This window comes from Roseateles asaccharophilus, assembly GCF_031458115.1.
GTDB classification, from domain to species: Bacteria; Pseudomonadota; Gammaproteobacteria; order Burkholderiales; family Burkholderiaceae_C; genus Pelomonas; species Pelomonas asaccharophilus_A.
The window spans coordinates 579,794-604,888 of sequence record NZ_JAVDXV010000002.1 but is presented as its reverse complement, the minus strand read 5'-3'; the positions used below and the strand labels follow the sequence as shown (position 1 = coordinate 604,888).

17 protein-coding genes are annotated in these 25,095 nt (G+C 67.8%); 8 read left to right on the top strand and 9 right to left on the bottom strand.

Translation table 11 applies throughout. The features are described from left to right. The first annotated feature begins 11 nt into the window (after nucleotides 1-11). A complete protein-coding gene (locus J2X21_RS07315; protein WP_310326703.1) occupies nucleotides 12-1,802 on the top strand; it encodes a glycoside hydrolase family 13 protein in 1,791 nt (596 codons plus the stop codon). 47 nt (nucleotides 1,803-1,849) lie between these two features. On the opposite strand, the gene J2X21_RS07310 is transcribed toward J2X21_RS07315, so the two are convergent. From J2X21_RS07310 to J2X21_RS07290, 5 genes are all read right to left on the bottom strand, one after another. Beyond that, nucleotides 1,850-2,524 carry a PEP-CTERM sorting domain-containing protein gene (locus tag J2X21_RS07310; protein ID WP_310326702.1) on the bottom strand — a complete coding sequence of 225 codons (675 nt, stop codon included), beginning with the start codon at nucleotides 2,522-2,524 and terminating at the stop codon, nucleotides 1,850-1,852. A 116-nt stretch (nucleotides 2,525-2,640) separates the two neighbouring features. Beyond that, on the bottom strand, nucleotides 2,641-4,152 hold the full coding sequence (gene malQ, locus J2X21_RS07305; RefSeq protein ID WP_310326700.1) for a 4-alpha-glucanotransferase: 1,512 nt from the start codon (nucleotides 4,150-4,152) through the stop codon (nucleotides 2,641-2,643). After that, nucleotides 4,149-6,221, bottom strand: a complete 2,073-nt coding sequence (gene glgX / locus J2X21_RS07300) for a glycogen debranching protein GlgX (protein WP_310326698.1) — start codon at nucleotides 6,219-6,221, stop codon at nucleotides 4,149-4,151. Before glgX ends, malQ begins: the two co-directional genes overlap by 4 nt. A 109-nt stretch (nucleotides 6,222-6,330) precedes the next feature. Then, a complete protein-coding gene (gene glgB / locus J2X21_RS07295; protein WP_310326697.1) occupies nucleotides 6,331-8,508 on the bottom strand; it encodes a 1,4-alpha-glucan branching protein GlgB in 2,178 nt (725 codons plus the stop codon). A 4-nt stretch (nucleotides 8,509-8,512) separates the two neighbouring features. Beyond that, complete coding sequence (locus tag J2X21_RS07290; RefSeq protein WP_310326695.1) at nucleotides 8,513-11,035, bottom strand: glycogen/starch/alpha-glucan phosphorylase; 2,523 nt, start codon at nucleotides 11,033-11,035, stop codon at nucleotides 8,513-8,515. 289 nt (nucleotides 11,036-11,324) lie between these two features. On the opposite strand from J2X21_RS07290, the gene J2X21_RS07285 reads away from it, so the two are divergent. The 7 genes from J2X21_RS07285 to J2X21_RS07255 all read left to right on the top strand — a co-directional run bounded on the left by J2X21_RS07285 (nucleotide 11,325) and on the right by J2X21_RS07255 (nucleotide 20,783). After that, nucleotides 11,325-12,449 (top strand): ABC transporter ATP-binding protein, encoded by a 1,125-nt coding sequence (locus tag J2X21_RS07285; RefSeq protein WP_310326693.1) that lies wholly within the window; start codon nucleotides 11,325-11,327, stop codon nucleotides 12,447-12,449. 140 nt (nucleotides 12,450-12,589) lie between these two features. Beyond that, the gene (malE, locus tag J2X21_RS07280) at nucleotides 12,590-13,783 is read left to right on the top strand and encodes a maltose/maltodextrin ABC transporter substrate-binding protein MalE (RefSeq protein ID WP_310326691.1); all 1,194 of its coding nucleotides are present in this window, start codon (nucleotides 12,590-12,592) and stop codon (nucleotides 13,781-13,783) included. Next, nucleotides 13,780-15,351, top strand: a complete 1,572-nt coding sequence (gene malF, locus J2X21_RS07275; RefSeq protein WP_310326689.1) for a maltose ABC transporter permease MalF — start codon at nucleotides 13,780-13,782, stop codon at nucleotides 15,349-15,351. Before malE ends, malF begins: the two co-directional genes overlap by 4 nt. Before the next feature lie 101 nt (nucleotides 15,352-15,452). After that, complete coding sequence (malG, locus tag J2X21_RS07270; protein WP_310326687.1) at nucleotides 15,453-16,343, top strand: maltose ABC transporter permease MalG; 891 nt, start codon at nucleotides 15,453-15,455, stop codon at nucleotides 16,341-16,343. A 5-nt stretch (nucleotides 16,344-16,348) separates the two neighbouring features. Then, nucleotides 16,349-18,739: a glycoside hydrolase family 13 protein gene (locus J2X21_RS07265; RefSeq protein ID WP_310326685.1), complete on the top strand. Its 2,391-nt coding sequence runs from the start codon at nucleotides 16,349-16,351 to the stop codon at nucleotides 18,737-18,739. Nucleotides 18,740-18,957: 218 nt separating this feature from the next. Beyond that, nucleotides 18,958-19,836: an aldo/keto reductase gene (locus J2X21_RS07260; protein ID WP_310326683.1), complete on the top strand. Its 879-nt coding sequence runs from the start codon at nucleotides 18,958-18,960 to the stop codon at nucleotides 19,834-19,836. Nucleotides 19,837-19,913: 77 nt separating this feature from the next. Next, a complete protein-coding gene (locus J2X21_RS07255) occupies nucleotides 19,914-20,783 on the top strand; it encodes a hypothetical protein (RefSeq protein ID WP_310326681.1) in 870 nt (289 codons plus the stop codon). On the opposite strand, the gene J2X21_RS07250 is transcribed toward J2X21_RS07255, so the two are convergent. Genes J2X21_RS07250 through J2X21_RS07235 form a run of 4 tightly spaced genes read right to left on the bottom strand, consistent with a single transcriptional unit; the run spans nucleotide 20,760 to nucleotide 25,052 of the window. Then, on the bottom strand, nucleotides 20,760-21,497 hold the full coding sequence (locus J2X21_RS07250; RefSeq protein ID WP_310326678.1) for a sugar nucleotide-binding protein: 738 nt from the start codon (nucleotides 21,495-21,497) through the stop codon (nucleotides 20,760-20,762). The two genes, J2X21_RS07255 and J2X21_RS07250, sit on opposite strands and share 24 nt — an antisense overlap. Continuing rightward, entirely contained in the window at nucleotides 21,494-22,792 is a 1,299-nt protein-coding gene (locus J2X21_RS07245; protein ID WP_310326675.1) for an alpha-amylase family glycosyl hydrolase, read from the bottom strand. Before J2X21_RS07245 ends, J2X21_RS07250 begins: the two co-directional genes overlap by 4 nt. A 17-nt stretch (nucleotides 22,793-22,809) precedes the next feature. Further along, nucleotides 22,810-24,330 (bottom strand): tryptophan halogenase family protein, encoded by a 1,521-nt coding sequence (locus tag J2X21_RS07240; protein ID WP_310326673.1) that lies wholly within the window; start codon nucleotides 24,328-24,330, stop codon nucleotides 22,810-22,812. Next, nucleotides 24,327-25,052 (bottom strand): DUF6445 family protein, encoded by a 726-nt coding sequence (locus tag J2X21_RS07235; protein WP_310326671.1) that lies wholly within the window; start codon nucleotides 25,050-25,052, stop codon nucleotides 24,327-24,329. Before J2X21_RS07235 ends, J2X21_RS07240 begins: the two co-directional genes overlap by 4 nt. Between the last annotated feature and the right edge of the window lie 43 nt (nucleotides 25,053-25,095).

The window sequence follows — 25,095 nt, the reverse complement described above, 5'->3', positions numbered from 1 at the left end:
CTGCCCTGCTGATGACTCTCCCCGCCTCCGCCGACACCCACCGCATCGAACCGCCCAACTGGTGGGTGGGCATGCGCGACACCTCGCTGCAACTGATGATCCACGGCGCCGGCGTGGCCGATGCCAAGCCCCAGCTGGCGCCCTACCCCGGCGTCACGCTGAAGGCCAGCCACCGCGCGGCCAGCGCCAACTACCTGTTCGTCGATCTCGACGTGTCGCCCGCCGCCCAGGCCGGCGAACTGGCGCTGACCGTGGGCGGCACGACGCTGCGCTACCCGCTGCTGGCCCGCGCACCCGGCTCGGCCGAGCGCCAGGGCTTCGGCCCCAAGGATGCGATCTACCTGGTCGTGCCCGACCGCTTCTCGCAAGGCGCGCAGCTCGGCCTGGCCGGCATGAAGGAAGGCGTGAACCGCGCCGACCACGGCGGCCGCCACGGCGGCGACCTGGCCGGTATGCGCAAGCACATCGACTACATCGCCGGCCTGGGCTTCACGCAGGTCTGGCCCACGCCACTGCTGGAGAACAACAGCGAGAAGTACAGCTATCACGGCTATGGGGCGACCGACTTCTATCGCATCGACCCACGCTTCGGCAGCAACGCCGACTTCGGCGCCTTCACGTCGGAGGCCAGGGCCAAGGGCGTGGGCGTCATCCAGGACGTGGTGCTCAACCACATCGGCAGCGGCCATTGGTGGATGCGCGATCTTCCCGCTCCGGACTGGCTGAACCAGTGGCCACAGGGCTACACGGAGACCCACCACGCGCGCATGACGCTGCAAGACCCCTACGCCGCGCCCAGCGATCGCAAGCGCTTCACCGACGGCTGGTTCGTGCCCACCATGCCCGACCTGAACCAGCGGCGGCCCGAGGTGGCGACCTATCTGACGCAGATGACGCTGTGGTGGATCGAACGCTTCGGGCTGTCGGGCATCCGCACCGACACCTACTCCTACTCCGACCGCGAGTTCCTGACGCGCTGGTCCGCCCGCGTCATGCAGGAGTACCCGCGGCTGAACATCGTCGGCGAGGAATGGAGCCCGCATCCGGCCGTGGTGTCCTACTGGCAGCGCGGCAAGCGCAACCACGACGGCTATGTGTCGCACACGCCCAGCATGATGGACTTCCCGATGAACTCGGCGCTGCTGGCCGCGCTGGTCGAGGACGACGGCCCCTTCACCGGCTGGACCCGCGTCTACGAAGGCCTGGCGCACGACTTCGTCTACCCCGACGCGGCCAACCTGGTGCTGTTCGACGGCAACCACGACACGCCGCGCATGTACTCGCTGCTGAAGAAGGACGCCGGCCTGACCAAGCTCGCGCTGGCCTACATGGCCACCACGCGCCGCATCCCGCAGGTCTTCTACGGCAGCGAGATCCTGCTGCAAAGCCCGCTGGAGCGCGACGACGGCCGCGTGCGCGCCGACATGCCGGGCGGCTGGGCCGGCGACCCGGTCAACGCCTTCAACGGCACCGGCTTGACGCCCGAGCAGCGCGACATGCAGGACTGGGTGAAGCGCCTGTTCAACTGGCGCAAGGGCGAACGCCTGATCCACGACGGCGCGCTGATGCAGTACGCGCCGCTGGAGGGCTGCCATGTGTTCTTCCGCTTCGACGCGGGCCGCACGCTGATGGTGGCGCTGAACAAGACCGCCAAGCCGGTGGATCTGCCGCTGGCCCGCTTCCCCGAACGCGTGGCGCCGGGTCAGCGCGCCCGAGACGTGATGAGTGGCCAGACACAGGCGCTGGGCGAGCGGCTCACGGTGCCGGCACGCAGCCCGCTGATCCTGGAAATCACGCGCTGAAAATGACAAGGGCCCCGAGGGGCCCTTGTTAATTGCCAGGCTGGAATTCAGCCTTGACGGCGGCGGCTTGCCAAGAAGCCCACGATACCAAGGCCGGCCAGCATCAGCGCATAGCTCTCGGGTTCAGGCACTGCTGCAACGCCAAACTCGAAGGTCAGCCGGTTTTGGGGTTGACCCGTCACTGCTACATAGGCGTACCGAGTTGCATCGAAATGGATGAATGCATCCGAAAACGTCACGCTGTGCAACCCATCAAGCGGAAAGGCGAAATTGGTTCTGCTGGCGAAGTAACCCGAATTACTCGTGCTTTCTGTCTGCAGCAGAGGCCACCATTCCAAGCTGTACATGGGTACGCCGTCGTGGGCGACGGAAGCGCCAATGTACGCCGTGGCCGATCCATTGAACTGGGAGTACACGAGGTTACCTACGCTACCGCTGAACAGACCGTTCAACTCACTGCCGTTCTTTGCCGTCACGGTGAAAGTAGGTAATACAAACTCGATTGAGCTAGCGGGACCGCCGTTTTGCACAAACGAGACCGTACTAGGCACCGTCCATTCAAGACCATAACGCCCGGCAATGCCAGTTTCGAAAACTCGGGCTGCGCCGAAAAGCGTCGCGTCGTCATAGGTCACGGAGAAATTGTCGGTGTCCAGTGTGGCGGCGGATACGACTCCACTTATCAACAGACTGGCAGCCGTGAGGATCTTGTATTTCATCATTTAGCTATCCCTGTGAGTGGCCGGGGGCAGGACGCCCCAGCGCAGGCGCGATGCTAATGGTCGTATCCAAGGGGTAGCCCTTGCGCCCCCCCGAATCGCGGTGTGTCGGTTAGAACTTACGCCGGCAACTTCAGCAGCTCGAACGGCCCGCGCCCGCTGGCCGCCGTAATCAGCCCCAGCACGCGCGCCGGCTCGTGGCCCAGCATGTCCCAGCGGAAGCGCCAGCCCCAGTTGCCGCCCAGGATGCCGGGCACGTTCATGCGGTGTTCCGTGCCCAGGCCCAGCACGTCCTGCAGCGGGTAGACGGCCATGTTGGCCACCGAGTTCGCGCAGGCGCGGATCATGGCCCAGTGGATGTCGTGCTCGCCGCAGGCGAGGTAGGAACCGACGAAGGCGCGTTCGCGGGGCTTGGCCTGGTTCCACCAGCCGCGCACGGTGTCGTTGTCGTGCGTGCCGGTGTAGGCCACCGAGGTCTTGGGCCACATGTGCGGCAGGAACTCGTGATCGCCTTCGGCGCCGAACGCGAACTGCAGGATCTTCATGCCGGGGAAGCCGCAGCCGTCGCGCAACTCGTTGACGTCGTCGGTGATGAAGCCCAGGTCCTCGGCCACGATGGGCAGCGGGCCCAGGGCCTTGCGGATGGCGTCGAATAGCGGCATGCCCGGGCCCTTGAGCCACTGGCCCTGGCGGGCGTCGGGGCTGCTGGCGGGAATCTCGTAGTAGCCGGCAAAGCCGCGGAAGTGGTCGATGCGGAACACGTCGGCCTGGCTCAGCGCACGCTTCACGCGGGCCGTCCACCAGGCGTAGTTTTCGGCGGCCATCTTGTCCCAGCGGTACAGCGGGTTGCCCCAGCGCTGGCCCAGCGGGCCGAGATCGTCGGGCGGGCAGCCGGCCACGACGGTGGTCTGGAAGTCGTCGTCCAGGTAGTAGAGGTCGGGGCGCGACCAGCAGTCGGCGCTGTCGTGCGCAACGAAGATGGGCAGGTCGCCCATGAGGTTCACGCCGCGCTCGTTGGCGTAGGCCTTCAGCGCGCCGGCCTGCACGTCGAACTGCCATTGCACGAACTGCCAGAACGCGATCTCGTCCGCGTAGTCCTTGCGGGCCTTCGCGATGGCCTTGGGCTCGCGCTTCTTCAGGCCGTCTTCCCAGGTCCACCAGGGCTGGCCGTTCAGCGGCGAGCGGATGGCCATGAACAGCACATAGTCGTCCAGCCAGCTCTTTTGCGCGTCGCACCAGGCGGCGAAGGCCTTCTTGTCCGCGGCGCTGCCGTTCGCGAAGAAGCCCTTGGCGGCGGCGCGCAGTTGCTGCTCGCGCCAGGGCGTGACCTCGCCGTAGTTGATGGACGTGCCGCTAAAGGCCGGCACGTCGGGTTGCGCCAGCCAGCCCTTCGCGATCAGCGGCTCCAGCGCCACCATCCACTGGCTGCCGGCAAAGGCGGACACGCCCTGGTAGGGGCTGTCGCCGGGGCCGATGGGAGTCGTGGGCAGCAGCTGCCACACGCTCTGGCCGGCGGACTGCAGCCAGTCGACGAAGCGGTAGGCATCGGGGCCGAAGTCGCCCATGCCGTGCGGGCCGGGCAGCGAGGTGATGTGCAGCAGCACACCGGAGGAGCGTTGGTTCAGGTTCATACGTGGCGCAAGACGACGAGGGAACGGGCCGGCACGTTGAGCGGCTGGCCGGGAAGGACAAGAGGCGCGGCCGATTCGCCGCTGCTGTCGAGCACCAGCTGCCACGGCCCGTTGCAGAGCAGGAAGGGCAGCGGCGCGGGGTCGGGGTTGAAGACGATCATCAGCCGCGGCGCCTGAGCGCCGGCTTCGCGCAGCTGGGCGCCGAAGGCGCGCTGGCCGGCGTCATGCCAGTCGTGCGGCGTCATCTCATGGCCGCTGGGGGCGTACCAGGCAATGCTGGCGTCGCCCGGTGTGGACGCGAACCAGCGCGGGTGGCGCAGCAGCGGCTCCTGCGCGCGCAGCGCCAGCAGTCGGGCGACCAGCTCGGTCGTGCGGAAATCGGCCTGGTCCCAGTTCAGCCAGGTCGTCGGGTTGTCCTGGCAGTAGGCGTTGTTGTTGCCACCCTGGCTGTTGGCGATCTCGTCGCCGGCGCACAGCATGGGCGTGCCCTGGGCCAGCAGCAGCGTGGCCAGCAGCGCGCGGCGCACGCGCTCGCGGGTGGCGTTGATGGCGGCGTCATCCGTCGGTCCCTCGGCGCCGAAGTTGGCACACAGCTCGCCGTCGCGGCCGTCGCGGTTGTCCTCGCCGTTGGCGTGGTTGTGCTTCGTGCTGTAGCTGGTCAGGTCGGCCAGCGTGAAGCCGTCGTGCACGGCGACGAAATTGACCGACGCGGTGGGCATGCGCTTGCCGTGATGGAACACGTCGCTGGACGCCATGAAGCGCCGCGCGAACTCGCCACGGCTGCTGCCCACGCCCAGCCAGTAGCTGCGCACGGCGTCGCGGAACTTGTCGTTCCACTCCAGGAAGCGGCCAGGGAAGCGACCCACCTGGTAGCCGTCGTAGGCCGCGTCCCAGGGTTCGGCGATGAGGTGCACGCCGGCCAGCACTGGGTCTTGCCGCAACGCGGTGAAGAAGGCGGCACCGGCGTCGTAGCCTTGCCGCGTGCGGCCCAGCACGGGGGCGAGGTCGAAGCGGAAGCCATCGACGCCCATCTCTGCCACCCAGTAGCGCAGCGAGTCCAGCACGAACTGCGTCACGCGCGTCTGCGAGCAGCGCACGGTGTTGCCGCAGCCGGTCAGGTTCTCGTAACGGCCCTTGTCGTCGGCGGCGAGGCGGTACCAGGTGATGTTGTCCAGGCCGCGGAAAGAGAGCGTCGGGCCGAACTCATTGCCCTCGGGCGTGTGGTTATAGACGACGTCCAGCACCACCTCCAGGCCGGCCTCGTGCAGCGTGTCCACCATGTGGCGGAACTCCGCCGTCACGGCGCTGGGGTCGTGGCGATGCCTGGCCTGCGCCCAGCGCGGGTCGGGGCAGAAGAAGCCCAGCGTGTTGTAGCCCCAGTAGTTGTGCAGGCCGCGCTCGGCGAGGTGGGGCTCGTCAATGCAGTAGTGCACCGGCAGCAGCGACAGCGTGGTGATGCCCAGCCGCTTGAAATGAGCGATGGCGGCTGGGTGCGCCAGGCCTGCATAGGTGCCGCGCAAGTCCTCCGGCACGCCGGGCAGCAGGCGGGAGAAGCCCTTCACGTGGACCTCGTACAGCACGACATCCGCCGGTGCGCGACGCGGCTTGTGAGCTCGGGCATGGGCCTCGGGCGGTGGTGCCACGCGGGCCTTCAGCGCCTGCGTCGCGTTGTCGCGCGTGTCCAGCGAGCGCGGGCCTTCGGGATGGCCCAGCTCGTAGCCGTGGTGCTCGGCGCGCCAGCCGAAGTGGCCGACGATCTCGCGTGCCCACGGGTCCAGCAGCAGCTTGTGCGGGTTGAAGCGGTGGCCGAGATCGGGCGCATACGGCCCATGTGCGCGGATGCCATAGACAAGACCCGGCCCCACACCCGGCAGGAAGCCGTGGAACACGCCGTCGTGCGGCCCGTCCAGCGTGTAGCGGCGCAGCTCGCGCTGGCCTTCGCCGTCGAACACGCACAGCTCGATCTTCGTCGCGTGCTCGCTGGGGATGGCGAAGTTGACGCCGCCGTCGCGGGCGTGCGAGCCCAGCGGCTCATGCCAGCCGGATTGGAAGTCGGGGAGATGAGCCATCTAGAAGCACCGACGAAATGGAACCACAGAGGCACAGAGGCACAGAGAAATACCGCCTCTGGCTTTCCTCTGTGTCTCTGTGCCTCTGTGGTTGCCTTTGATTTCCATTTCAGATCGGTACAAAGAACACCGTCGCCAGCGGCGGCAGGTTGATGGTGATGGACAGCCGCCGTCCATGGGCCGGCTGGTCCTGCACCGGCAGGCCGGCCGCGGCCACGCCGTTGCCGATGTTGCTGCCGCCGTAATAGGCCGAGTCGGTGTTCAGCGCCTCGCGCCAGGCGGTCACGCCGTCGGGCACGCCCAGCGAGTAGCCCTCTCGCGGCACCGGCGTCATGTTGCAGACGACGATGACCATCCGGCCCGTGCCGTCGCGGCGCACCCAGGCGTAGATGGAGTGCTCGGCGTCATGCGCGCTGATCCACTCGAAGCCCGCGCCCTCGCAGTCCAGCCGGTGCAGCGCGCTCTGCGCGCGGTAGAGCTTGTTCAGGTCGCGCACCAGGCGCTGCACGCCGGCATGGCGGTCGTCTTCCAGCAGGCCCCAGGGCAGGCTCTCGGCGTGGTTCCACTCCTGCCGCTGCGCAAACTCCTGGCCCATGAACAGCAGCTTCTTGCCCGGGTGGCCCCACATGAAGCCGTAGTAGGCGCGCAGGTTGGCGAACTTCTGCCAGTCGTCGCCCGGCATCTTGGCCAGCATGCTGCCCTTGCCGTGCACGACCTCGTCGTGCGAGATGGGCAGCATGAAGTTCTCGCTGAACGCGTAGATCAGGCCGAAGGTCATCTTGTCGTGATGCCAGCGGCGGTTGATCGGGTCCTCGGCCATGTAGCGCAAGGTGTCGTTCATCCAGCCCATGTTCCACTTGTAGTGGAAACCCAGGCCGCCGGCGTAGGTGGGCGCCGAGACGCCGGGGAAGCTGGTGCTTTCCTCGGCCACGGTGATGGCGCCCTCGACCTCGCCGATATGCTCGTTCATCTCGCGCAGCAGCGAGATGGCCTCGAGGTTCTCGCGGCCGCCGCGCACGTTCGGGATCCACTCGCCCGCCGGCCGCGAGTAGTCGCGGTAGAGCATGCTGGCGACGGCATCCACGCGCAGGCCGTCCACGCCCCAGCGCTCTATCCAGTACAGCGCGCTGCCGATCAGGAACTGCCGCACCTCGGTGCGGCCGAAGTTGTAGATCAGCGTGTTCCAGTCACGGTGGAAGCCTTCCTTGGGGTCGGCGTACTCGTACAGCCGCGTGCCGTCGAAGTCGGCCAGGCCAAAGGCATCGGTCGGGAAGTGCGCCGGCACCCAGTCCAGCAGCAGGCCCAGGCCCTGGTCGTGGCAGGCCTTCACGAAGCGGGCAAAGCCCTCGGGCGGGCCGAAGCGCGCGCTGGGCGCATACATGCCCAGCGTCTGGTAGCCCCAGGAGCCGTCGAACGGATGCTCGCTGATGGGCATCAGCTGCAGGTGCGTGAAGCCCATGTCGGCCACGTAGGCGGGCAGGTGCTCGGCGAGCTCGTCCCAGGTCGGGAAGTCGCCCGACACGCCGCGGCGCCACGACGCCGCATGCACCTCGCAGACGCTGATGGCCGATTCGCGCCGGTTGGCACGCTCGCGCTGGCGCGGCAGCGCGGTGGGCGGCGGCAGCGCGGCGACGACGCTGGCGTTGTCCGGCCGCAGCTGCGCGCGGCGCGCATAGGGGTCGGCCTTCAGCGGCAGCAGCGTGCCGTTGCCCGACACGATCTCGAACTTGTAGAGGTCGCCCTCGGCCGCGTGCGGCACGAAGATCTCCCACACACCGGCCTCGTGGCGCAGCCGCATCGGGTGGCGGCGGCCGTCCCAGTTGTTGAAGCTGCCCACGACGCTGACACGGCGGGCATTCGGCGCCCAGGTCGCGAAGCGCACGCCGGCCACGTCGCCGTGCTGCACCAGATGCGCACCCAGGCTCAGCCAGGGCCTGAAGTTGCTGCCTTCGGCAAAAGCCTTCAGCTCGGCATCGGCCAGCTGCGGGTAGAAGGCATAGGGGTCGGCATAGACGCCCTCCCCGCCGCCTGTCCAGCGCACGGCCAGCCGGTAGTCGAAGCGGTGCTTGCGCCGCGGCACCTGGGCCTCGAAGAAGCCCGGGCGACGCTGCTCCAGCTCCACCAGGCGCTTGTCCTTGCCGGCATCCAGCAGCGCGACCTCGGCCGCGCCCGGCAGCAACGCGCGCACCCACAGCCGCCCCTTGTCGTCCGCGTGCAGGCCCAGCCGCGAGAAGGGGTCGGCGTGGCGGCCTGCCAGCAGGGCGTCGAGGTCGGCTTCAGTGAGCATCAGTTCAGGTCAGACTTTTCACGGACCAGACACGGTCCACGTACTCGGCGATCGTGCGATCGGACGAGAACGGTCCCATGCCGGCGATGTTGCGCAGGGCACGTTCCGCCCAGGCGGCACGGTCGGCGAACAGCTGGTCGACCTTGGCCTGGGTGGCCACGTAATCGGCGAAATCGGCCATCAGCAGGTAGACGTCGCGGCCCAGCAGGCTGTCGACGAGGCTGCGGTAACGCTCGGTGTCGCCATTGCTGAAGACACCGGCGGAGATGGCGTCGATGACGCGCTTGAGCTGGCGATTCTCTTCGACGTAGAGCTTGGGGTCGTAGCCCAGCTGCTTGATCTTGGCGACCGCGTCGGCGCGCAGGCCGAACACGAACATGTTCTCCACGCCCATGGCCTCGGCCATCTCGATGTTGGCGCCGTCCCAGGTGCCGATGGTCACCGCGCCGTTCATGCCGAACTTCATGTTGCCGGTGCCCGAGGCTTCGGTGCCGGCCGTCGAGATCTGCTCCGACAGATCGGCCGCGGGGATGATGCTCTCGGCCAGCGTGACGCTGTAGTTGGGCAGGAAGACGAGCTTGAGCTTGTCACCCACGCGCGGGTCGCTGTTGATGACGCGGGCCACGTCGTGCGCCAGGCGCACGATGCTCTTGGCCATCTGGTAGGCCGACGCCGCCTTGCCGGCAATGATGACCGTGCGCGGCACCCAGTTCGCGTCGGGGTTGTCGCGGATGGCCTGGTAGCGGCTGATGACGTGCAGCAGGTTCAGCAGCTGGCGCTTGTACTCGTGGATGCGCTTGATCTGGATGTCGAACAGGCTGTCCACGTTGACCGCGAGGCCCAGCTCGCGACGGATGACGCCGGCCAGGCGCTCCTTGTTGGCGCGCTTGACGGCCAGGAACTCCTCGCCCAGCTCACGATTGCCGGCCAGCGCGCTGAGTTCACCCAGCTCGGCCAGGTTCTTGCGCCATCCATCGCCGATGCGGCTGTCCAGCAGCGACGACAGCGCCGGGTTGGCCTGCTGCAGCCAGCGCCGCGGCGTGACGCCGTTGGTGACGTTGTGGAAGCGGCCGGGCCAGATGCGGGCATAGTCGGCAAAGATGGTCTGCACCATCAGCTCCGAGTGCAGCGCGGCCACGCCATTCACGCGGTGCGAAGCCACCAGCGCCAGCGACGCCATGCGCACGCGGCGTTCGCCGCCGTGGCTGCCTTCGTCGATGAGCGAGACGCGTGCGGCCAGTGCGTTGTCGCCGGGGAAGCGCTGCTGCAGCTCTTCCAGGAAGCGGTGGTTGATCTCGTAAATGATCTCGAGATGGCGCGGCAGCAGGTGCTCGAACATGCGCACCGGCCAGGTCTCCAGCGCCTCAGGCATCAGCGTGTGGTTGGTGTAGGCCACCGCCTGGCAGCAGATCTTCCAGGCCTCGTCCCAGCCCAGGCCGTGCTCGTCCAGCAGCAGACGCATCAGCTCGGCGGGGGCCAGCGCCGGGTGCGTGTCATTCAGGTGGATGGCGTTCGTCTTGCCCAGGTTGTGCAGCGAACCGAATTCGCGCAGGTGGCGGGCCACCAGGTCCTGCAGCGAAGCGCTGACGAGGAAGGCCTCCTGCTTCAGGCGCAGCTCACGTCCGGCTTCGGTCGAGTCGTCCGGGTACAGCACCCAGTTGATGGAATCGGCCAGCACCTGATGGCGGGCGGCACGGGTGTAGTCGCCTTCGCAGAACGGCTTGAACGCGATGGGCGCGGCCGTGGCCTGCCACTGGCGCAGCGTGGACACGCGCTGGCTGTAGTGCGCGGGCACGACGAAGTCGAAGGCCTCGGCCTCGATGCTCTCGGCCGGCTGCCAGCGGCGCACGCCGGAGGCATCCACCTCCACGCGGCCACCAAAGCCGACGTGATAGCGCAGGTCATGGCGCGGCAGCTCCCAGTCGGGCGCGTTGCGCGTCCAGTCGTCGGGCTGCTCCAGCTGTCGGCCCTGGCTGATGACTTGCGCGAACGTGCCGTAGCGGTAGCGCAGGCCATAGCCGAAGGACGGCAGTTCCAGCTCGGCAAACGAGTCCAGGAAGCAGGCTGCCAGGCGGCCCAGGCCGCCATTGCCCAGCGCCGCGTCGGGTTCGCGCTCCAGCACGTCGCCCAGGGCCAGGCCTTGCTCGGCCAGCTTGGCTTCCAGCGGCGCGGTCAGCTTCAGTGCGGCCAGCGCGTTGGACAGCGCACGGCCCATCAGGAATTCCATCGACAGGTAGTGCACGCGGCGCACCGGCGCCTTGTCACCACGCGCGGCATCCGCCTGCTGCGTGGCGGCCCAACGGCGGGCCAGCGTCTCGCGGCAGGCGATGGCCGCGGCATGCAGCGCGGCCTGCGGCGTGGCGCCGTGGCTGGACTGGGAGATCTCGCGCTCGTAGGCAGCCTCGAAGGCGGCGCGCAAGGCCTTGTCTTCAGGGGTAAGAGCAGACGGCTTCATCGCGGTGGAGGTCTTGGACCCAGGCTTGCGTTGAACGGTCAGCGCGGAGCTGGGACGGGTTGGGGTGTTCATCAATGCCGGCCCTCGGAGCACGAGAGCAAGAATGCTACCGGAGGGCAGCGCTGGACGAAGTATCGACGACCTCCGAGTCGTTGTGTAGTTTGACTACATCGGGATAACCCGAACAATTCTGCAAATGATTGATTTTTAAGGGTTTCGTGAAGGAACCAGCGGGTGATCTCTGTTGTTGTAGCGGCGTAGTGCAATGTATATTGTCTACAACGACTGTCGAATAACGAGATTTTCGACGTCAAAACGAGACAAGCCGGCAGCCAGGCTCCCGGCGACAGAAAGGTTAGAAGTGGCAGACGTTCGACTGACCGGCGTGGAGAAGGCCTACGGCGACATCCGCATCCTTCACGGCATCGATCTGGAGATCCGCGACGGCGAGTTCATGGTGTTCGTGGGCCCGTCAGGCTGCGGCAAGAGCACGCTGCTGCGCTCCATTGCAGGCCTGGAAGAGATCACCGGCGGCGAACTGAAGATTGGCGGCCGCGTCGTCAACGACGTGCCGCCCAGCGAGCGCGGCATCGCGATGGTGTTCCAGTCGTATGCGCTGTACCCGCATATGAATCTGTTCGACAACATGGCCTTCGGGCTCAAGCTGGCGAAGGTGCCCAAGGCCGAGATCGAGACCGCCGTGCGCAACGCGGCCAAGATCCTGCACATCGAACACCTGCTGGACCGCAAGCCCAAGGACCTGTCCGGCGGCCAGCGCCAGCGCGTGGCCATCGGCCGCGCCATCGTGCGCAAGCCCGAGGTCTTCCTGTTCGACGAGCCGCTGTCCAACCTCGATGCCGCGCTGCGTGTGCGCATGCGCTACGAGTTCTCCAAGCTGCACGAGGACTTGAAGACGACGATGATCTACGTGACCCACGACCAGGTGGAGGCCATGACGCTGGCCGACCGCATCGTCGTGCTGTCGGCCGGCAAGGTCGAGCAGGTGGGCTCGCCGCTGGAGCTGTACGAGCACCCGCGCAACCTGTTCGTGGCCGGCTTCATCGGCAGCCCCAAGATGAACTTCATCGCGGGCGAGGTCATCGCCGTCGCGGCGGGTGACATCGACGTGAAGCTGGCCGGCAGCGGCGCCGTGCTGAAAGCGCGCGTGGACGGCAGCAGCATGAAGGCAGGCGACAAGGTCACCATCGGCGTGCGCCCCGAGCACATCCGCCAGGGCGGCGGCCCGGACAACCTGCTGCAGAGCACGGTGGCCTTCGTCGAGTCGCTGGGCGGCCTGACCTTTGCCTACTGCCCCTACCCCGGCCTGGACGAGCCGCTGACCTGCCAGTTCGAAGGCCGCAACGGCTGCGACCGCCTGCGCAGCGGCCAGGCGCTGGATCTGCACCTGCCGCCCGAAGCGCTGTACGTGTTCGATGCCGACGGACACGCGCTGCGCCGCCTGGCCGCACCGGAGTTGCACGCATGAGCGAGCCCCTCGCCCACTCTTGCCACGCTGAACGCGGGCAAGCCCGGTCGGTCCCCCGAGGGGACGACGATGCGTGCCGGTTCGACCGGCACGCAAATCGCCAGACGGGCCGGCTTGGGAGCGGCCCGGCGCTCGGCCCGATGAAGAAGGCCTGGACGATCCGGCTGCTCGCCCTGTCGCTGTGCGCGTCAGGGTGGGCCTCCTCTGCATTGGCCGAAACGCCAAAGCTGCTGGTCTGGATCAACGGCGACAAGGCCTACAACGGCTTGCAGAAGGTCGGCGACGCGTTCGAGAAGGCCTCGGGCGTCAAGGTCGTCGTGGAGCATCCGGTGGACCCCACCGACAAGTTCCAGCAGGCCGCCGGCGCCGGCAAGGGCCCGGACATCTTCTGCTGGCCGCACGACCGCGTGGGCGAGTGGGCCAAGGCCGGTCTGCTGACTCCGCTGCGGCCGTCGGCCAAGCTGAAAGCCGAGTCCGAGGAACAGGCCTGGAATGCGTTGAGCTACCGCGGCCGCATCTGGGGCTACCCCATCGGCATCGAGACGCTGGGCCTGATCTACAACAAGGCGCTGGTGCCTCAGCCGCCGCAGACCTGGGACGAGGTCATCGCGCTGGACAAGCGCCTGCAGGCTCAGGGCAAGCACGCCATCCTGTGGCACTACAACAAGAGCTTCTTCACCTGGGCCATGCTGGCCGGCGCCGGTGGCGAGATCTTCGGCCGCAACGCGCAGGGTGACTACGACGCGGCCAAGGTCGGCGTCAACAACGCCGGCGCCCTGGCCGGCGCGCAGATGCTGGACAAGCTGATCCGCGACGGCCACATGCCCAAAGGCGCGAACTACGCCGAGATGGAAAGCGGCTTCGCCCGCGGCGAGGTGGCCATGATGATCTCCGGCCCCTGGGCCTGGGACAACGCGAAGAAGGCCAAGGTCGACTTCGGCGTGGCGCCCATCCCGGCCGTCATCCCCGGCAAGCCCAGCAAGAGCTTCGTCGGCGTACTGGGCTGCATGATTTCCGCGCCCAGCAAGAACAAGGACATCGCCAAGGAGTTCATCGAGAACCACCTGATGCGCCCCGAGGCACTGAAGGTGCTGGACGCCGACGTGCCCATCGGCGTGCCGGCCAACAAGGCCTTCTATGCACAGCTGTCGGTCAACCCACTGATCGCCGCGAGCATGACCAACGCGCGCAACGGCGCGCCCATTCCCAACATCCCCGAGGTGGGCCGCTTCTGGACCGCGATGGACGCGGCGCTGGAAGCCATCACCAACGGGCTGCAAAGCCCCAAGGACGCGCTGGACGGCGCTGCTGCACGGATGCTGTTGAACAAATGACTGCCGCCAACTCCACCCTCGGGCAAGGCAGCTACTCGACGCTGCCACCCACAACCACCGAGAAGCTGGGCAAGCTGCTGTACTGGCCCGCCGTCGCGGCGCTGATCGTCGGCGCGCTCTACCTTGTCTTCGCGGTCTACGCGACCGGCCAGTCCGCCTGGGCCACGGGCCTGCTGGTGCTGCTCACCGCCGGCTTCTACGTGTACCTGAGCCGCGGTGGCTTTGCGTGGCGCTACCTGTTCCCCGGCATCGCCGGCATGCTGGTGTTCATCGCCTTCCCGCTGGTCTACACGGCGCAGATCGGCTTCACCAACTACTCCAGCACCCACCTGCTCAGTGAAAGCCGTGTGCGCGAGTACCTGCTGGAGCAGCACGACGCCGTCGAGGAGCAGGTGCTGGGCTACAGCCTGCATGCCGAGGGCGCCGAGTTCCGCCTCGCGCTGCAGGCCGAAGGTGAGGCCGCGCCGCGCTGGGTATCGCCGCCGCTGGCGCTGCGCAGCGGCAAGGAACTGCGCGTGGACCTGGGCCCCGCCAGCGCCGCGTTGGGCGCCGCCCTGCCCTTGCCCGAACTGGTGAAGCACCGTGAGGTGCTCGCCAGGCTGGTGCTGGTGCTGCCCGACAAGACGGCGCTGCACTACCTGGGCCTGCGCGAGTTCGGCCCTGTCAAGCCGCAATGGACCGCGAATGCCGACGACAGCCTGACCCGCACCGCCGACGGCGTCCTCTTCAAGCCCAACCGCGACACCGGCTTCTTCGAGAGCGCCGACGGCGAGACACTGCAGCCCGGCTTCAAGGCCTTCATCGGCGCGGCCAACTACACGCGCATGCTGTTCGACGCGGAGTTCCGCGGCCCCTTCCTGTCCATCTTCACATGGACGGTGGTGTTCTCGGCGCTGACCGTCGTGTTCGCCACGGCCATCGGCATGCTGTTCGCCGTGATGCTGAACTGGGAGGGCATGAAGTTCCGCACCACCTACCGCACGCTGCTGTTCCTGCCGTATGCGGTACCGGGCTTCATCTCCATCCTGGTGTTCAAGGGTCTGTTCAACCAGAACTTCGGCGAGATCAACGCCATCCTGGACGCGCTGTTCGGCGTCAAGCCCGCGTGGTTCGCCGACCCCTTCCTCGCCAAGACGATGCTGCTCATCGTCAATGTGTGGCTGGGCTACCCGTACATCATGATCCTGTGCTCGGGGCTGCTGAAGGCCATTCCGGCGGACCTGTACGAAGCCTCCGCGCTGGTTGGCGCCAGCCCCGCCACCAACTTCTTCAAGATCACCGCGCCGCTCATCATCAAGCCGCTGGCGCCGCTGCTGGTCAGCGCCTTCGCGTTCAACTTCAACAACTTCGTGCTGATCGCGCTGCTGACCGACGGCCGGCCGGACTTCCTGTCCACCAAGCTGCCCGCGGGCCAGACCGACATCCTCGTCAGCTACACCTACCGCATCGCCTTCCGCGACTCGGGCTCCGACTTCGGCCTGGCCGCGGCGATCTCGACGCTGATCTTCTTCCTGGTGGCGGCGCTGTCGTTGATCAATCTGCGGTTGTCCGCGAAGGCGCAGAAATGAAGAAATGCAACCACAGAGGCACGGAGGCACAGAGAAAAGCCTTCAAGTGCATTTGCTCTGTGTCTCTGTGCCTCTGTGGTTAAGGTTTTAGGAGTTCTGAATTGGCCATCGTCCTCGGCAAACAAGCCCGCTGGCGCACCCTCGCCGCGCATGCGGTGATGTGGATCTTCATCGCGATCACGCTGTTCCCGCTGCTGGCGGTCGTGTCCATCTCGCTGCGCCCTGGCAACTTCGCCACGGGCAGCCTGATCCCGACCGAGATCAGCCTGGAGCACTGGAAGCTGGCGCTGGGCATTCCGTATCAAGCGGCCGACGGCAGCCTGGTGCAACCGCCCTTCCCCGTGCTGACCTGGCTGTGGAACTCGATCAAGATCGCCACCGCCTCGGCCTTCCTCATCGTGGCCATCTCCACGACGGCGGCCTACGCCTTCGCGCGGCTCAAGTTCTCCTTCAGCAAGCCGGTGCTGAACGGCATGCTGCTGCTGCAGATGTTCCCGCCGGTGCTGGCGCTGGTGGCCATCTTCGCGATCTTCGAGACCATCGGCACGTATGTGCCGTGGCTGGGTGTCGAGACGCACGCCGGCCTGGTGCTGGCGTATCTCGGCGGCATCGCCACCCACGTGTGGACCATCAAGGGCTACTTCGAGACCATTCCGGTCGAGATCGAAGAGAACGCCAAGGTGGACGGAGCGACGCACTGGCAGGCGTTCTCAAGAGTGCTGCTGCCCATGGCCGTGCCCATCCTGATGGTGGTGTTCGTGCTGGCCTTCATCGGAACCATCATCGAGTACCCGGTGGCGTCCATCCTGCTGCGTGAAGAGAGCAACCTCACTCTGGCCGTCGGTTCCAAATACTTCCTGCATGACCAGCGCTTCCTGTGGGGCGACTTCGCCGCTGCGGCCGTGCTGTCCGGGCTGCCGATCACGGCGGTCTTCCTGCTCGCCCAGCGCTGGATCGTGTCCGGCCTGACCGCGGGCGGCGTGAAAGGCTGAACCTCATGAACAAGTTCATCGCGCTCTGTGCAGCGCTGCTTCCGCTCGCCTCTGCTCATGCAGCCGACTGCAAACCCGCCCCGCTGGGCGACGCGACGCTGTACCTGCGCGGCGGCCTCAACAACTGGGCCGCGCAGGACGAGCAGGCCTTCGAGTACCGCTGCAACGCCTACTTCCTGAACATCAGGGCGCAGGGCACGCAGGAGTTCAAGCTGGCCGACGAGGACTGGAGCGCCGCCCTCACCTTCGGCGGCGGCACCGACGACCAGCCCAGCCGCGCCGGCAGCGGCAACATCAAGCGCGCCTTCAACGGCGAGCACACGCTGAAGCTGAGCTTCGCCGCCGACGGCAGCGCCGCGCTGGACGTCGGTCCGAAGACCTTCAAGCCCACACCGCCGCAACCCATCACCGACAAGGCCGCGCTGACCACGCACTTCGACTCGCGCAACGCCGAGTTCAAGCGCCCCTTCGGCGCGCAGCCCGCGGGCACCGAGATCACGTTCACCGTCGGCAACGATGTGCCCGGCCTGAAGCGCGCGACGCTGGTCGTCGAGCGCCGGCAGATGACCGGCAACCAGGAGCAGCTGAGCTACGAACCGGTCGCCCGCATCGCGATGACCGCCGAGTCGCGCGGCATGGGCACCGGCTTCACGGCTCGCCACACGTTCACGGCCACCGGCGTCTACGGCTACTGGTTCGAGATCGAGACCGAACAGGGCCGCTACGCGCTGCAGAACAACAAGGACACGATCTACTGGACCCGCGAGAAGGGCTCCATGGGCATCGCCAGCGTCGAGCGCCTGCCCAGCAACCTGAACCGCGTGCGCCGCTACCGCCAGACCATCCATGCGCCCGGCTTCGAGGTGCCGGCCTGGGCCAGGGACGTCGTCTACTACTACGTGTTCCCCGAGCGTTTCCGCAACGGCGACAAGGCCAACGACCCGCGCCCCGGCGGCGGCCGGCCACAGGACCGCTACCAGGACCGCGACGTGGAGCGCCACGCGACATGGATGGAGAAGCCATTCAAGCCGAACACCGGCGACGGCTCCGACGCGCTGTTCAACAACGACTTCTTCGGCGGCGACCTGCAAGGCCTCGTCGAGAAGCTCGACTACATCAAGAGCCTGGGCGCCAACGCGCTGTACCTGACGCCCGTGTTCCGCGCGCCCAGCAACCACAAGTACGACGCGGCCGACTACAAGCAGATCGACCCCGCCTTCGGTACGAACGCCGACTTCGAGCGCCTGTGCGCCGAGGCGGCCAAGCGCGGCATCCGCGTCATCCCCGACACCTCGCTGAACCACGTCGGCGCGGACTCGCCCTACTTCAACCGCTTCAACAATTTCCCCAAGGGCGGCGCATTCGACGGCGGCAAGATCAACCCGGCGTCGCCGTACGCGAAGTGGTTCAAGTTCAAGCCCGAGGAGACCGACCCGAACAAGCAGTTCCAGGGCTGGGTGGGCGTGACCGACCTGCCGGAGCTGGACAAGAACGAGCCGTCCTGGCGCGCCTACGCTTACCGCGACCCGGACTCGGTGACCAACTACTGGCTGGACCGCGGCGCCGCCGGCTGGCGCATGGACGTGGCGCCCTGGGTGCCCGACGACTTCTGGCGCGAGTGGCGCACCGCGGTGAAGACCAAACGCCCCGATGCGTTGACCGTCGCCGAGACCTGGTTCGACTCCAGCAAGTATTTCCTCGGCGACATGTTCGACTCGACGATGAACTACATCTTCCGCAACGCGGTGCTGGACTACGCGGCCGGCAAGTCCGCGAAGCAGATGGCCGCCAACCTGGAGCTGCTGCGCGAGGCCTACCCGCCGCAGGCCTTCTCGGCGCTGATGAACCTGCTGTCCACGCACGACCAGCCGCGCGCGCTGCACCACTTCGGCGAGGACAAGGACTTGGCCCTGGCCAAGCGCCGCCTGCTGCTGTCGGTGTTCTTCCAGATGACCTACCCCGGCGCGCCCACCATCTACTACGGCGACGAAGTGGGCCTGGGCGGCGGCGAGGACCCGTTCAACCGCGCGCCCTACCCCTGGGCCGACGAAGGCGGCAAGCCCGACGACGCGCTGCTGGCCCAGTTCAAGCGGCTTACGAAGCTGCGCCACGACCTGCCGGTGCTGCGCCACGGCACGCTGCAGGCTCCGCTGCATGCCGACGATCATGTGCTGGTGCTGGCGCGCCGGCACGGCGACAGCTGGGCGCTGACGGCCACCAACAACAGCCTGAAGGCCCGCACGGTCAGCTTCTTCCTGCCCGCCGAACTGGGCGCGCTGCAGCAGCTGAAGAGCCCGCTGGACGGCGCAACCGCACGCCCCAGGGCCAACCGGCTGACGCTGACGCTGAAGCCCCTGTCCGGCCTGATCCTGACCGACCCTAAATCCGGGAGTTGACCGCTTGCCACTCATCGAAGTCCCCCACGCTCGGCACGCAGGCACTCATGCAAACGCCAGCACTGCCTTGAGCACTGCTGCGCAGCCGCTGGCCTGGCGCTTCGGGCCTCTGGCTGCGTTGCTTCTTCTTGTGGGCAACAGCCCACTGCGTCGGCGCGCCTTGCCAGCGCCCCGCCTCGCCACGCCCTCGGCCGCGCTCAACTCCCGGATCTAAGGTGATGATCCTCAATCCCCTCGGCCACACCGGCCTCACCGTCTCCGCGCTCGGCTTCGGCGCCATGCACATCAACGACGAGCGCACCACCGAGGCCGACGCCGGTGCGTTGCTGAACCATGTGCTGGACGAAGGCATCACGCTGATCGACACCGCCCGTGGCTACGGCCTCAGTGAAGAGCGCATCGGCCGCCACCTCGCCCACCGCCGCCACGAGTTCGTGCTGTCCACCAAGGTCGGCTACGGCGTGGAAGGCGTGCCCGACTGGACCTATGACTGCATCGTCCACGGCGTGGAACGCGCGCTGCGGCTGATGAAGACCGAGGTGCTGGACATCGTCCACCTGCATTCCTGCCCGCTGCCCGTGCTGCAGCAGGGTGACGTGGCCCGCGCACTGGACGACTGCCGCGCCGCCGGCAAGCTGCGCGTGGCGGCCTACTCGGGCGACAACGCCGAGATCGACTTCGCGATTGAGTCCGGCGTCTTCGGCAGCCTGCAGACCTCCATCAGCCTGTGCGACCAGGTCCATCTGCAGCACCGCGCCGCGCGGGCCGACCATGCGGGCATGGGCGTCATCGCCAAGCGCCCGCTGGCCGGCGCCGTGTGGCGCCATGCCGAGCGGCCCGACGACTTCGCCGAAGGCCAGTACTGGGACCGCTTCAAGGCCATGGGCCTGCACAGCGGCGAGGACTGGGCCGACGTGGCGTTGCGCTTCGCCGCCTTCCACACCGGCGCCGCCAGCGCCATCGTCGGCACGGCCAAGCCCGCCAACCTGCGCCGCAACCTCGATGCGATCGCACGCGGCCCGCTGCCGGCGGACCTGGCCGTCACCATCCGCGACGCCTTCGACCGCCATCGCGACGCCTGGCCGGGTCTGATCTGAGCGGGTGAGGCCCGCCGGCAGGGCGGGCCCGCCGTCTGACGCATGATTAGGGGTTCATCCCCCGAATCTCGACGCTCGTGCGCCGCCGCCCCCTGCTCACCCTGCCCCTGCTGCTGGCCGTCCGCCCCGGGCTGACGCAACCGCTGAAGCCCGTGCGGCTGCCGCGCCACGTCAGCATGCCCGACCCGCAGCTGCTTTACGTGCGCCGCATCCTGGAGCTGGCGCTGAACCGCGACGGCGCCAAGGCGGACATCCGACTGGTCGACCTGGAGATGACGCAAGGCCGCACGCTGGTGGAACTGGCGACCGGCCAGAGCCCCATCGACCTGATGTGGACCATGACCGACCGCCAGCGCGAGTCATCTGGCCTGCTGCCGGTGCGCATCCCCATCGACCGCGGCCTGCTGGGCTGGCGGCTGCTGCTGGTGCGGCGCAGCGAACTGGCGCAGTGGCGCCGTGTGCACAGCCTGGCCGACCTGCGCGGGCGCCTGGCCGGCCAGGGGCATGATTGGCCCGACACCACCATCCTGCGCGCCAACGGCCTGCAGGTGGGCACCAGCAGCGTCTACGACGCCTTGTTCCGCATGCTGGCCGCGGGCCGCGTGGATTACTTTCCGCGCTCCATCCTCGAGATCGACGCCGAGCTGGCCGGCGGCCGCCATCCGCAGCTGGCCATCGCGCCCGAACTGATGCTGCACTACCCGGCCGCAGCCTATCTGTTCGTCAGCCCCAGCCGGCCCGAACTGGCCGCGGCGCTGAAGGCCGGCCTGGAGGCGGCCGTGGCAGACGGCAGCTTCCAGCGCCTGCACAAGGAGCAGTACGGCGCGGTGCTGAAGGCCCACCCGGTGGTGCCGGAACGGGTGCTGCGCTTGAGCAACCCGCTGCTGCCGCCCGACACGCCGCTGCAGCGCCGCGAGCTGTGGCTACAGCCGGGCGAAGGCGGCTGACAGCGGCGGCAGCGCCGTGGGCCCGCCCACCAAGCGCTGGTCGTGCCGGTAGTCCTCGTGGACCTGCACCTGCCAGTCGCGCCGGAACCGGCGGGCCAGCGTCCGGGCCAGTTCGTCGAAGCACCAGGCGTCGTCGGCGTTGCTGTCCAGGTGATGCACCCCGGGCTGCGGCCGCCGCAGCAGCGTCAGCAGCGCGGCGGCCGTGTCGGTCATGAAGGAGCAGGCGGGGATCCACACGCGGCTGGCGGCCACGTGGCCGTCGCGGCGCTGCCATTCATCCAGCGCCATCAGCATGTTGTTGCCGGGCTGGGTCGGGTCGATCTGCCAGCCGATGCGGGCGATGGCCGCGGTCTTGCTGGCGGCCAGGATGGCATCCTCGCAGCCGATCTTGTAGCGGCCGTAGTCGTCCTTGGCCGTGCGCTCGTGGGCCACGTCATGCGGGCCATCGGGCTCGTGGTCGAACACCATGGCGGTGCTGGTGAAAACGAAGCGCTCGCAGCGCGCTGCGAGGAAGGCGGCGAAGCGCGCCGTGCCGGTGCCCAGGTGCGCCACCGCGTCGGGCCGCACGCGCTCCAGCCAGTCGGCGCACAGGGTTTCGTCGTCCGGGTTCAAGGCGGCGCGGTCCCAGCCTATGACTTCGTGGCCCATGGCGCGCGCCGCCTGAGCCAGCCGGGGCGCCAGCGTGCCGTTCAGGCCGGTGATCAGCAGCCTCATGCGATGCGCCAGCCCCAGGCTGGCAGGGTGCCGCCCTGATAGGCCACGGGCGTCCTGGACAGGTTGACTGCCACGCGAACCACGTCGCCGCCCAGCCGCCGCTCGAACGCGACCACGTCGGCCGGCGCGTCCAGCAGCTGGACCGGCGCGCCGTACTGGCCCGCGGCCAGCGCCGGGTGCCGGTGCTTCAGCGCGATGAGCCCGCGGTAGAAGTCCGCCAGCTCATAACCCTTCCACTCGATGGCGTCCTTCTCGAAGAAGGCCAGCCGCTTGGCCAGGCCCGATTCCTGGCCGTTGTAGATCAACGGCATGCCGGGCAGCATGAAGCTCAGCACGGCCAGTGCGCGATGGGCGTCGCCATACAACTCAGCGTCACTGCCGTGCCAGGAGTTGAAGTCGTGGTTGCTGGTGAAGCGCATGCGGTAGGCGTGCGCCGGGTAGCCATTCGTTTGCGGGTTCTGCTGCCTGGCCAGCCAGGCCTTCAGCAGCGGCGCCCCGGCCTCGCCCTTGCCCACCTTCTTGAACACCTGATCAGCCAGGTCCCAGGAGTAGGTCATGTCGAACGCGCCGCTGGTGTGCAGCTCGATGGCATCGGACTCGGCCAGCATGAACATGGGCTTGAGCGCGTCCAGCTCCTTGCGGGCGCGCACCCAGAAGTCGGTCGGCACCAGGCTTGCCACGTCACATCTGAAGCCGTCCAGGTTCACCTCGCGCACCCAGAACTTCATGGCATCGACCATCGCGTCGCGCAGGCCTGGGCTCTTGTAGTTCAGGCCTATGACGTCGTCCCAATGCTCCTCGCCGGGCTGGCCTTCGTTGAAGGTCACGGCATAGACCTCGCCCTTGGCGTTGAGCTTGAACCAGTCCTTGTGCGCCGTGGCCCAGGGGTGGTCCCAGGCCGTGTGGTTGGCCACCCAGTCGAGGATGACGCGCAGGCCCAGCCGGTGCGCCTCGTTAACCAGCGCCTTGGCATCCGCCAGCGTGCCGAACTCGGGGTTGATGGCCGTGTAGTCGCTGATGGAGTAGTAGCTGCCCAGCGTGCCCTTGCGGTTCTTGCGGCCGATGGGCTGCCAGGGCATGAACCACAGGATGTCGACGCCCAGCGTCTTCAGTCGCGGCAGGTCGGCCTGCACGGCGGCCAGCGTGCCGGCGGCGGAGTACTGGCGCACATTGACCTGGTAGATGACGGCCTGGCGGGTCCAGGGCAGATGGGGCATGTCGGTGGAGGCAAGACTCATGGCGGGCAGTGCTGCGGCGGTGGCCAGCACCGCGCGTCGGGTGGGATGGAGGGTCATGGGCGGGACTCCACGGTTCACATCGGCTTGGCCGCGCAGTGCTGGGCAATGTAGGCGGCGTGATCGGGCATGAAATCCACGCACTTGGCGATGACCTCGCGCACGCTCTCCAGGTAGTCGGCCGTGGCCTGCTCGTCCTGCAGTTCCGCCAGCGGGTGGTGGCGCTGCGGCACGAGGTTCTGGCCTTCCATGACCTGGATCCAGCCGACCTCCGCGAACAACTCGTTGTCACGACGCACGACGCGGCCATGGCTGCGGTAGAGATCCAGCTTCTCCTGCAGCGCGTCGGGCACGGCCATGTGCGCGCAGGCCTGCCAGAACGCGGAGTCGTCGCGCTGGTTCAGGTGGTAGTGAAGGATGATGAAGTCGCGGATGCGCTCCCAGTGGAAGCGGCTGTGGCGGTTGAACTCGTTGACGTCGTCGGCGCTGAAGCCGCGGTCCGGGAAGAATTCGATCAGCTGCTGCACCGCCGCCTGGATCAGGTGGATGGACGTGGACTCCAGCGGTTCCAGGAAGCCGCTGGCCAGGCCGATCGCAATGACGTTCTCGTTCCAGGCCTTGCGTCGCATGCCGGTCTTGAAGCGGATGGGCCGAGGGTCGGCCAGCGCCTTGCCATCGAGGTTCGCGAGCAGCGTGGCCGCGGCCTCGTCATCGCTGATGTGCCCGCTGCAGTAGACATGGCCGTTGCCGATGCGGTGCTGCAGCGGGATGCGCCACTGCCAGCCGGCGCGGTGGGCGGTGGAGCGCGTGTAGGGCGTCAGCGGCGTGACCGATTCGCAGGGCACGGCCAGCGCGCGGTCGCAGGGCAGCCAGTGCGACCAGTCCTCGAAGCCGGTCTGCAGCGTCTGCTCGATGAGCAGGCCGCGAAAGCCCGAGCAGTCGATAAACAGGTCGCCCGTGACGCGCTCACCGCTTTCCAGCACGACAGCGTCCACATGGCCCGCGTTCGCGCCTTCGCCGCGGCGCGTGGCATGGGTGATCTTGCCCTCGGTGCGCAGCACGCCGCGCTGTTCGCTGAGGCCACGCAGGTAGCGCGCGTACAGGCTGGCGTCGAAGTGATAGGCGTAGGCGATGTCGGCCAGCGGCGAGCTGCCGAGATCCATGCGCGGCGGCATGAACTTGTTGGCCAGCGCCGCCATGCGTGTGATGGAGTACTGCTCCAGCGGCTGCGCGCGGCCCAGCGCGCGCATGCGGTGCCAGTACTGCTCGAACTGCACCGTCCACAAGTCCTGGCCCAGCTTGCCGAAGCCGTGCATGTAGCGCTCGCCCATGCGGCCCCAGTTGACGAACTCGATACCCAGCTTGAACGTGCCCTGCGTCTCGCGCATGAACTCGTTCTCGTCGATGCCCACGACGCGGTTGAAGCGCTGGATCATGGGGATGGTGGCCTCGCCCACGCCGACCGTGCCGATCTCGTCGGACTCGACGACGCGGATGCGGTAGCGCCCGCGCAGCACGGTGGACAGCGCGGCGGCGGTCATCCAGCCGGCGGTGCCGCCGCCGACGATGACGATGTCTTGGATCAGGGAATGGCTCATCGGGCTTGTGCGGGTGCCGCCTGGCGGCGGCAGGGGAAGAAGCCGTTCAGCGTCAGCCGCCCGGTGGCGGGGTCGTTGCTGAGCAGCTCGGGGTGGTCGATTGCAGCGGCGTGGTAGCCGCCACCGTCGTAGATGATCATGCGGTTCCACGCGGCCGGCACGCTGGCCACGCAGTCGAAGTAGGCCATGTCGGCCGCCGGGTAGCCAGGGGAAATGCCATGCCGGGCCGTGAAGTCGGCGGGCTGCAGCGTCTGCGCGTCGCGGAACAGCTGCGCCAGCTCGGGACCCGGCCGACGCGGCGCGAAGAAGCGCGTGCCGCCCAGAGCCGCGTCGTGGAACAGGTACAGCACCGAGGCCGCGAACATCGCGCCCACGTCCTCATCGATACGGTCGCGGTGGCACAGCCACTGCAGCGGCTGCAGCCGCGCGGCCGGCGTGGTCGCCATCGCCAGCCGCACATAGGCCGCCTGGCAGCGCCGCAGCGCCAGCGGGCCGCGCGCGTGCTGCCAGAACAGGTCGCGCAGGCGGTCGTCGAACTCGTCGGGCAGGCCCAGAACGTCGCCTGGGTACAGATTGCCTTCTGCGGCTTCGAAGCGATGCGCCTGCGCCCACGCGACGACCCGCTCGGGCTGCAGCAGCACGTCGTCCAAAACCACGACACGAAGGCCCGGCGCCGGCTCCAGCACCTGCACGCGCGGCTGCGGATTGAACAAGCGGTTCATCGCGGGATTCGAGGCCCTGGTCAAGAAAAAACCCCTGCCAGAT

Bases quoted from the DNA above. Each gene is read 5' to 3' on its own strand.
- J2X21_RS07290 (WP_310326695.1), bottom strand. From the start codon at position 11,035: ATGAACACCCCAACCCGTCCCAGCTCCGCGCTGACCGTTCAACGCAAG.
- J2X21_RS07235 (WP_310326671.1), bottom strand. From the start codon at position 25,052: ATGAACCGCTTGTTCAATCCGCAGCCGCGCGTGCAGGTGCTGGAGCCG.
- J2X21_RS07260 (WP_310326683.1), top strand. From the start codon at position 18,958: ATGATCCTCAATCCCCTCGGCCACACCGGCCTCACCGTCTCCGCGCTC.
- glgX (WP_310326698.1), bottom strand. From the start codon at position 6,221: ATGGCTCATCTCCCCGACTTCCAATCCGGCTGGCATGAGCCGCTGGGC.
- glgB (WP_310326697.1), bottom strand. From the start codon at position 8,508: ATGCTCACTGAAGCCGACCTCGACGCCCTGCTGGCAGGCCGCCACGCC.
- J2X21_RS07315 (WP_310326703.1), top strand. From the start codon at position 12: ATGACTCTCCCCGCCTCCGCCGACACCCACCGCATCGAACCGCCCAAC.
- J2X21_RS07240 (WP_310326673.1), bottom strand. From the start codon at position 24,330: ATGAGCCATTCCCTGATCCAAGACATCGTCATCGTCGGCGGCGGCACC.
- J2X21_RS07265 (WP_310326685.1), top strand. From the start codon at position 16,349: ATGAACAAGTTCATCGCGCTCTGTGCAGCGCTGCTTCCGCTCGCCTCT.
- J2X21_RS07250 (WP_310326678.1), bottom strand. From the start codon at position 21,497: ATGAGGCTGCTGATCACCGGCCTGAACGGCACGCTGGCGCCCCGGCTG.
- malE (WP_310326691.1), top strand. From the start codon at position 12,590: ATGAAGAAGGCCTGGACGATCCGGCTGCTCGCCCTGTCGCTGTGCGCG.
- J2X21_RS07310 (WP_310326702.1), bottom strand. From the start codon at position 2,524: ATGATGAAATACAAGATCCTCACGGCTGCCAGTCTGTTGATAAGTGGA.
- malQ (WP_310326700.1), bottom strand. From the start codon at position 4,152: ATGAACCTGAACCAACGCTCCTCCGGTGTGCTGCTGCACATCACCTCG.
- malF (WP_310326689.1), top strand. From the start codon at position 13,780: ATGACTGCCGCCAACTCCACCCTCGGGCAAGGCAGCTACTCGACGCTG.
- J2X21_RS07245 (WP_310326675.1), bottom strand. From the start codon at position 22,792: ATGACCCTCCATCCCACCCGACGCGCGGTGCTGGCCACCGCCGCAGCA.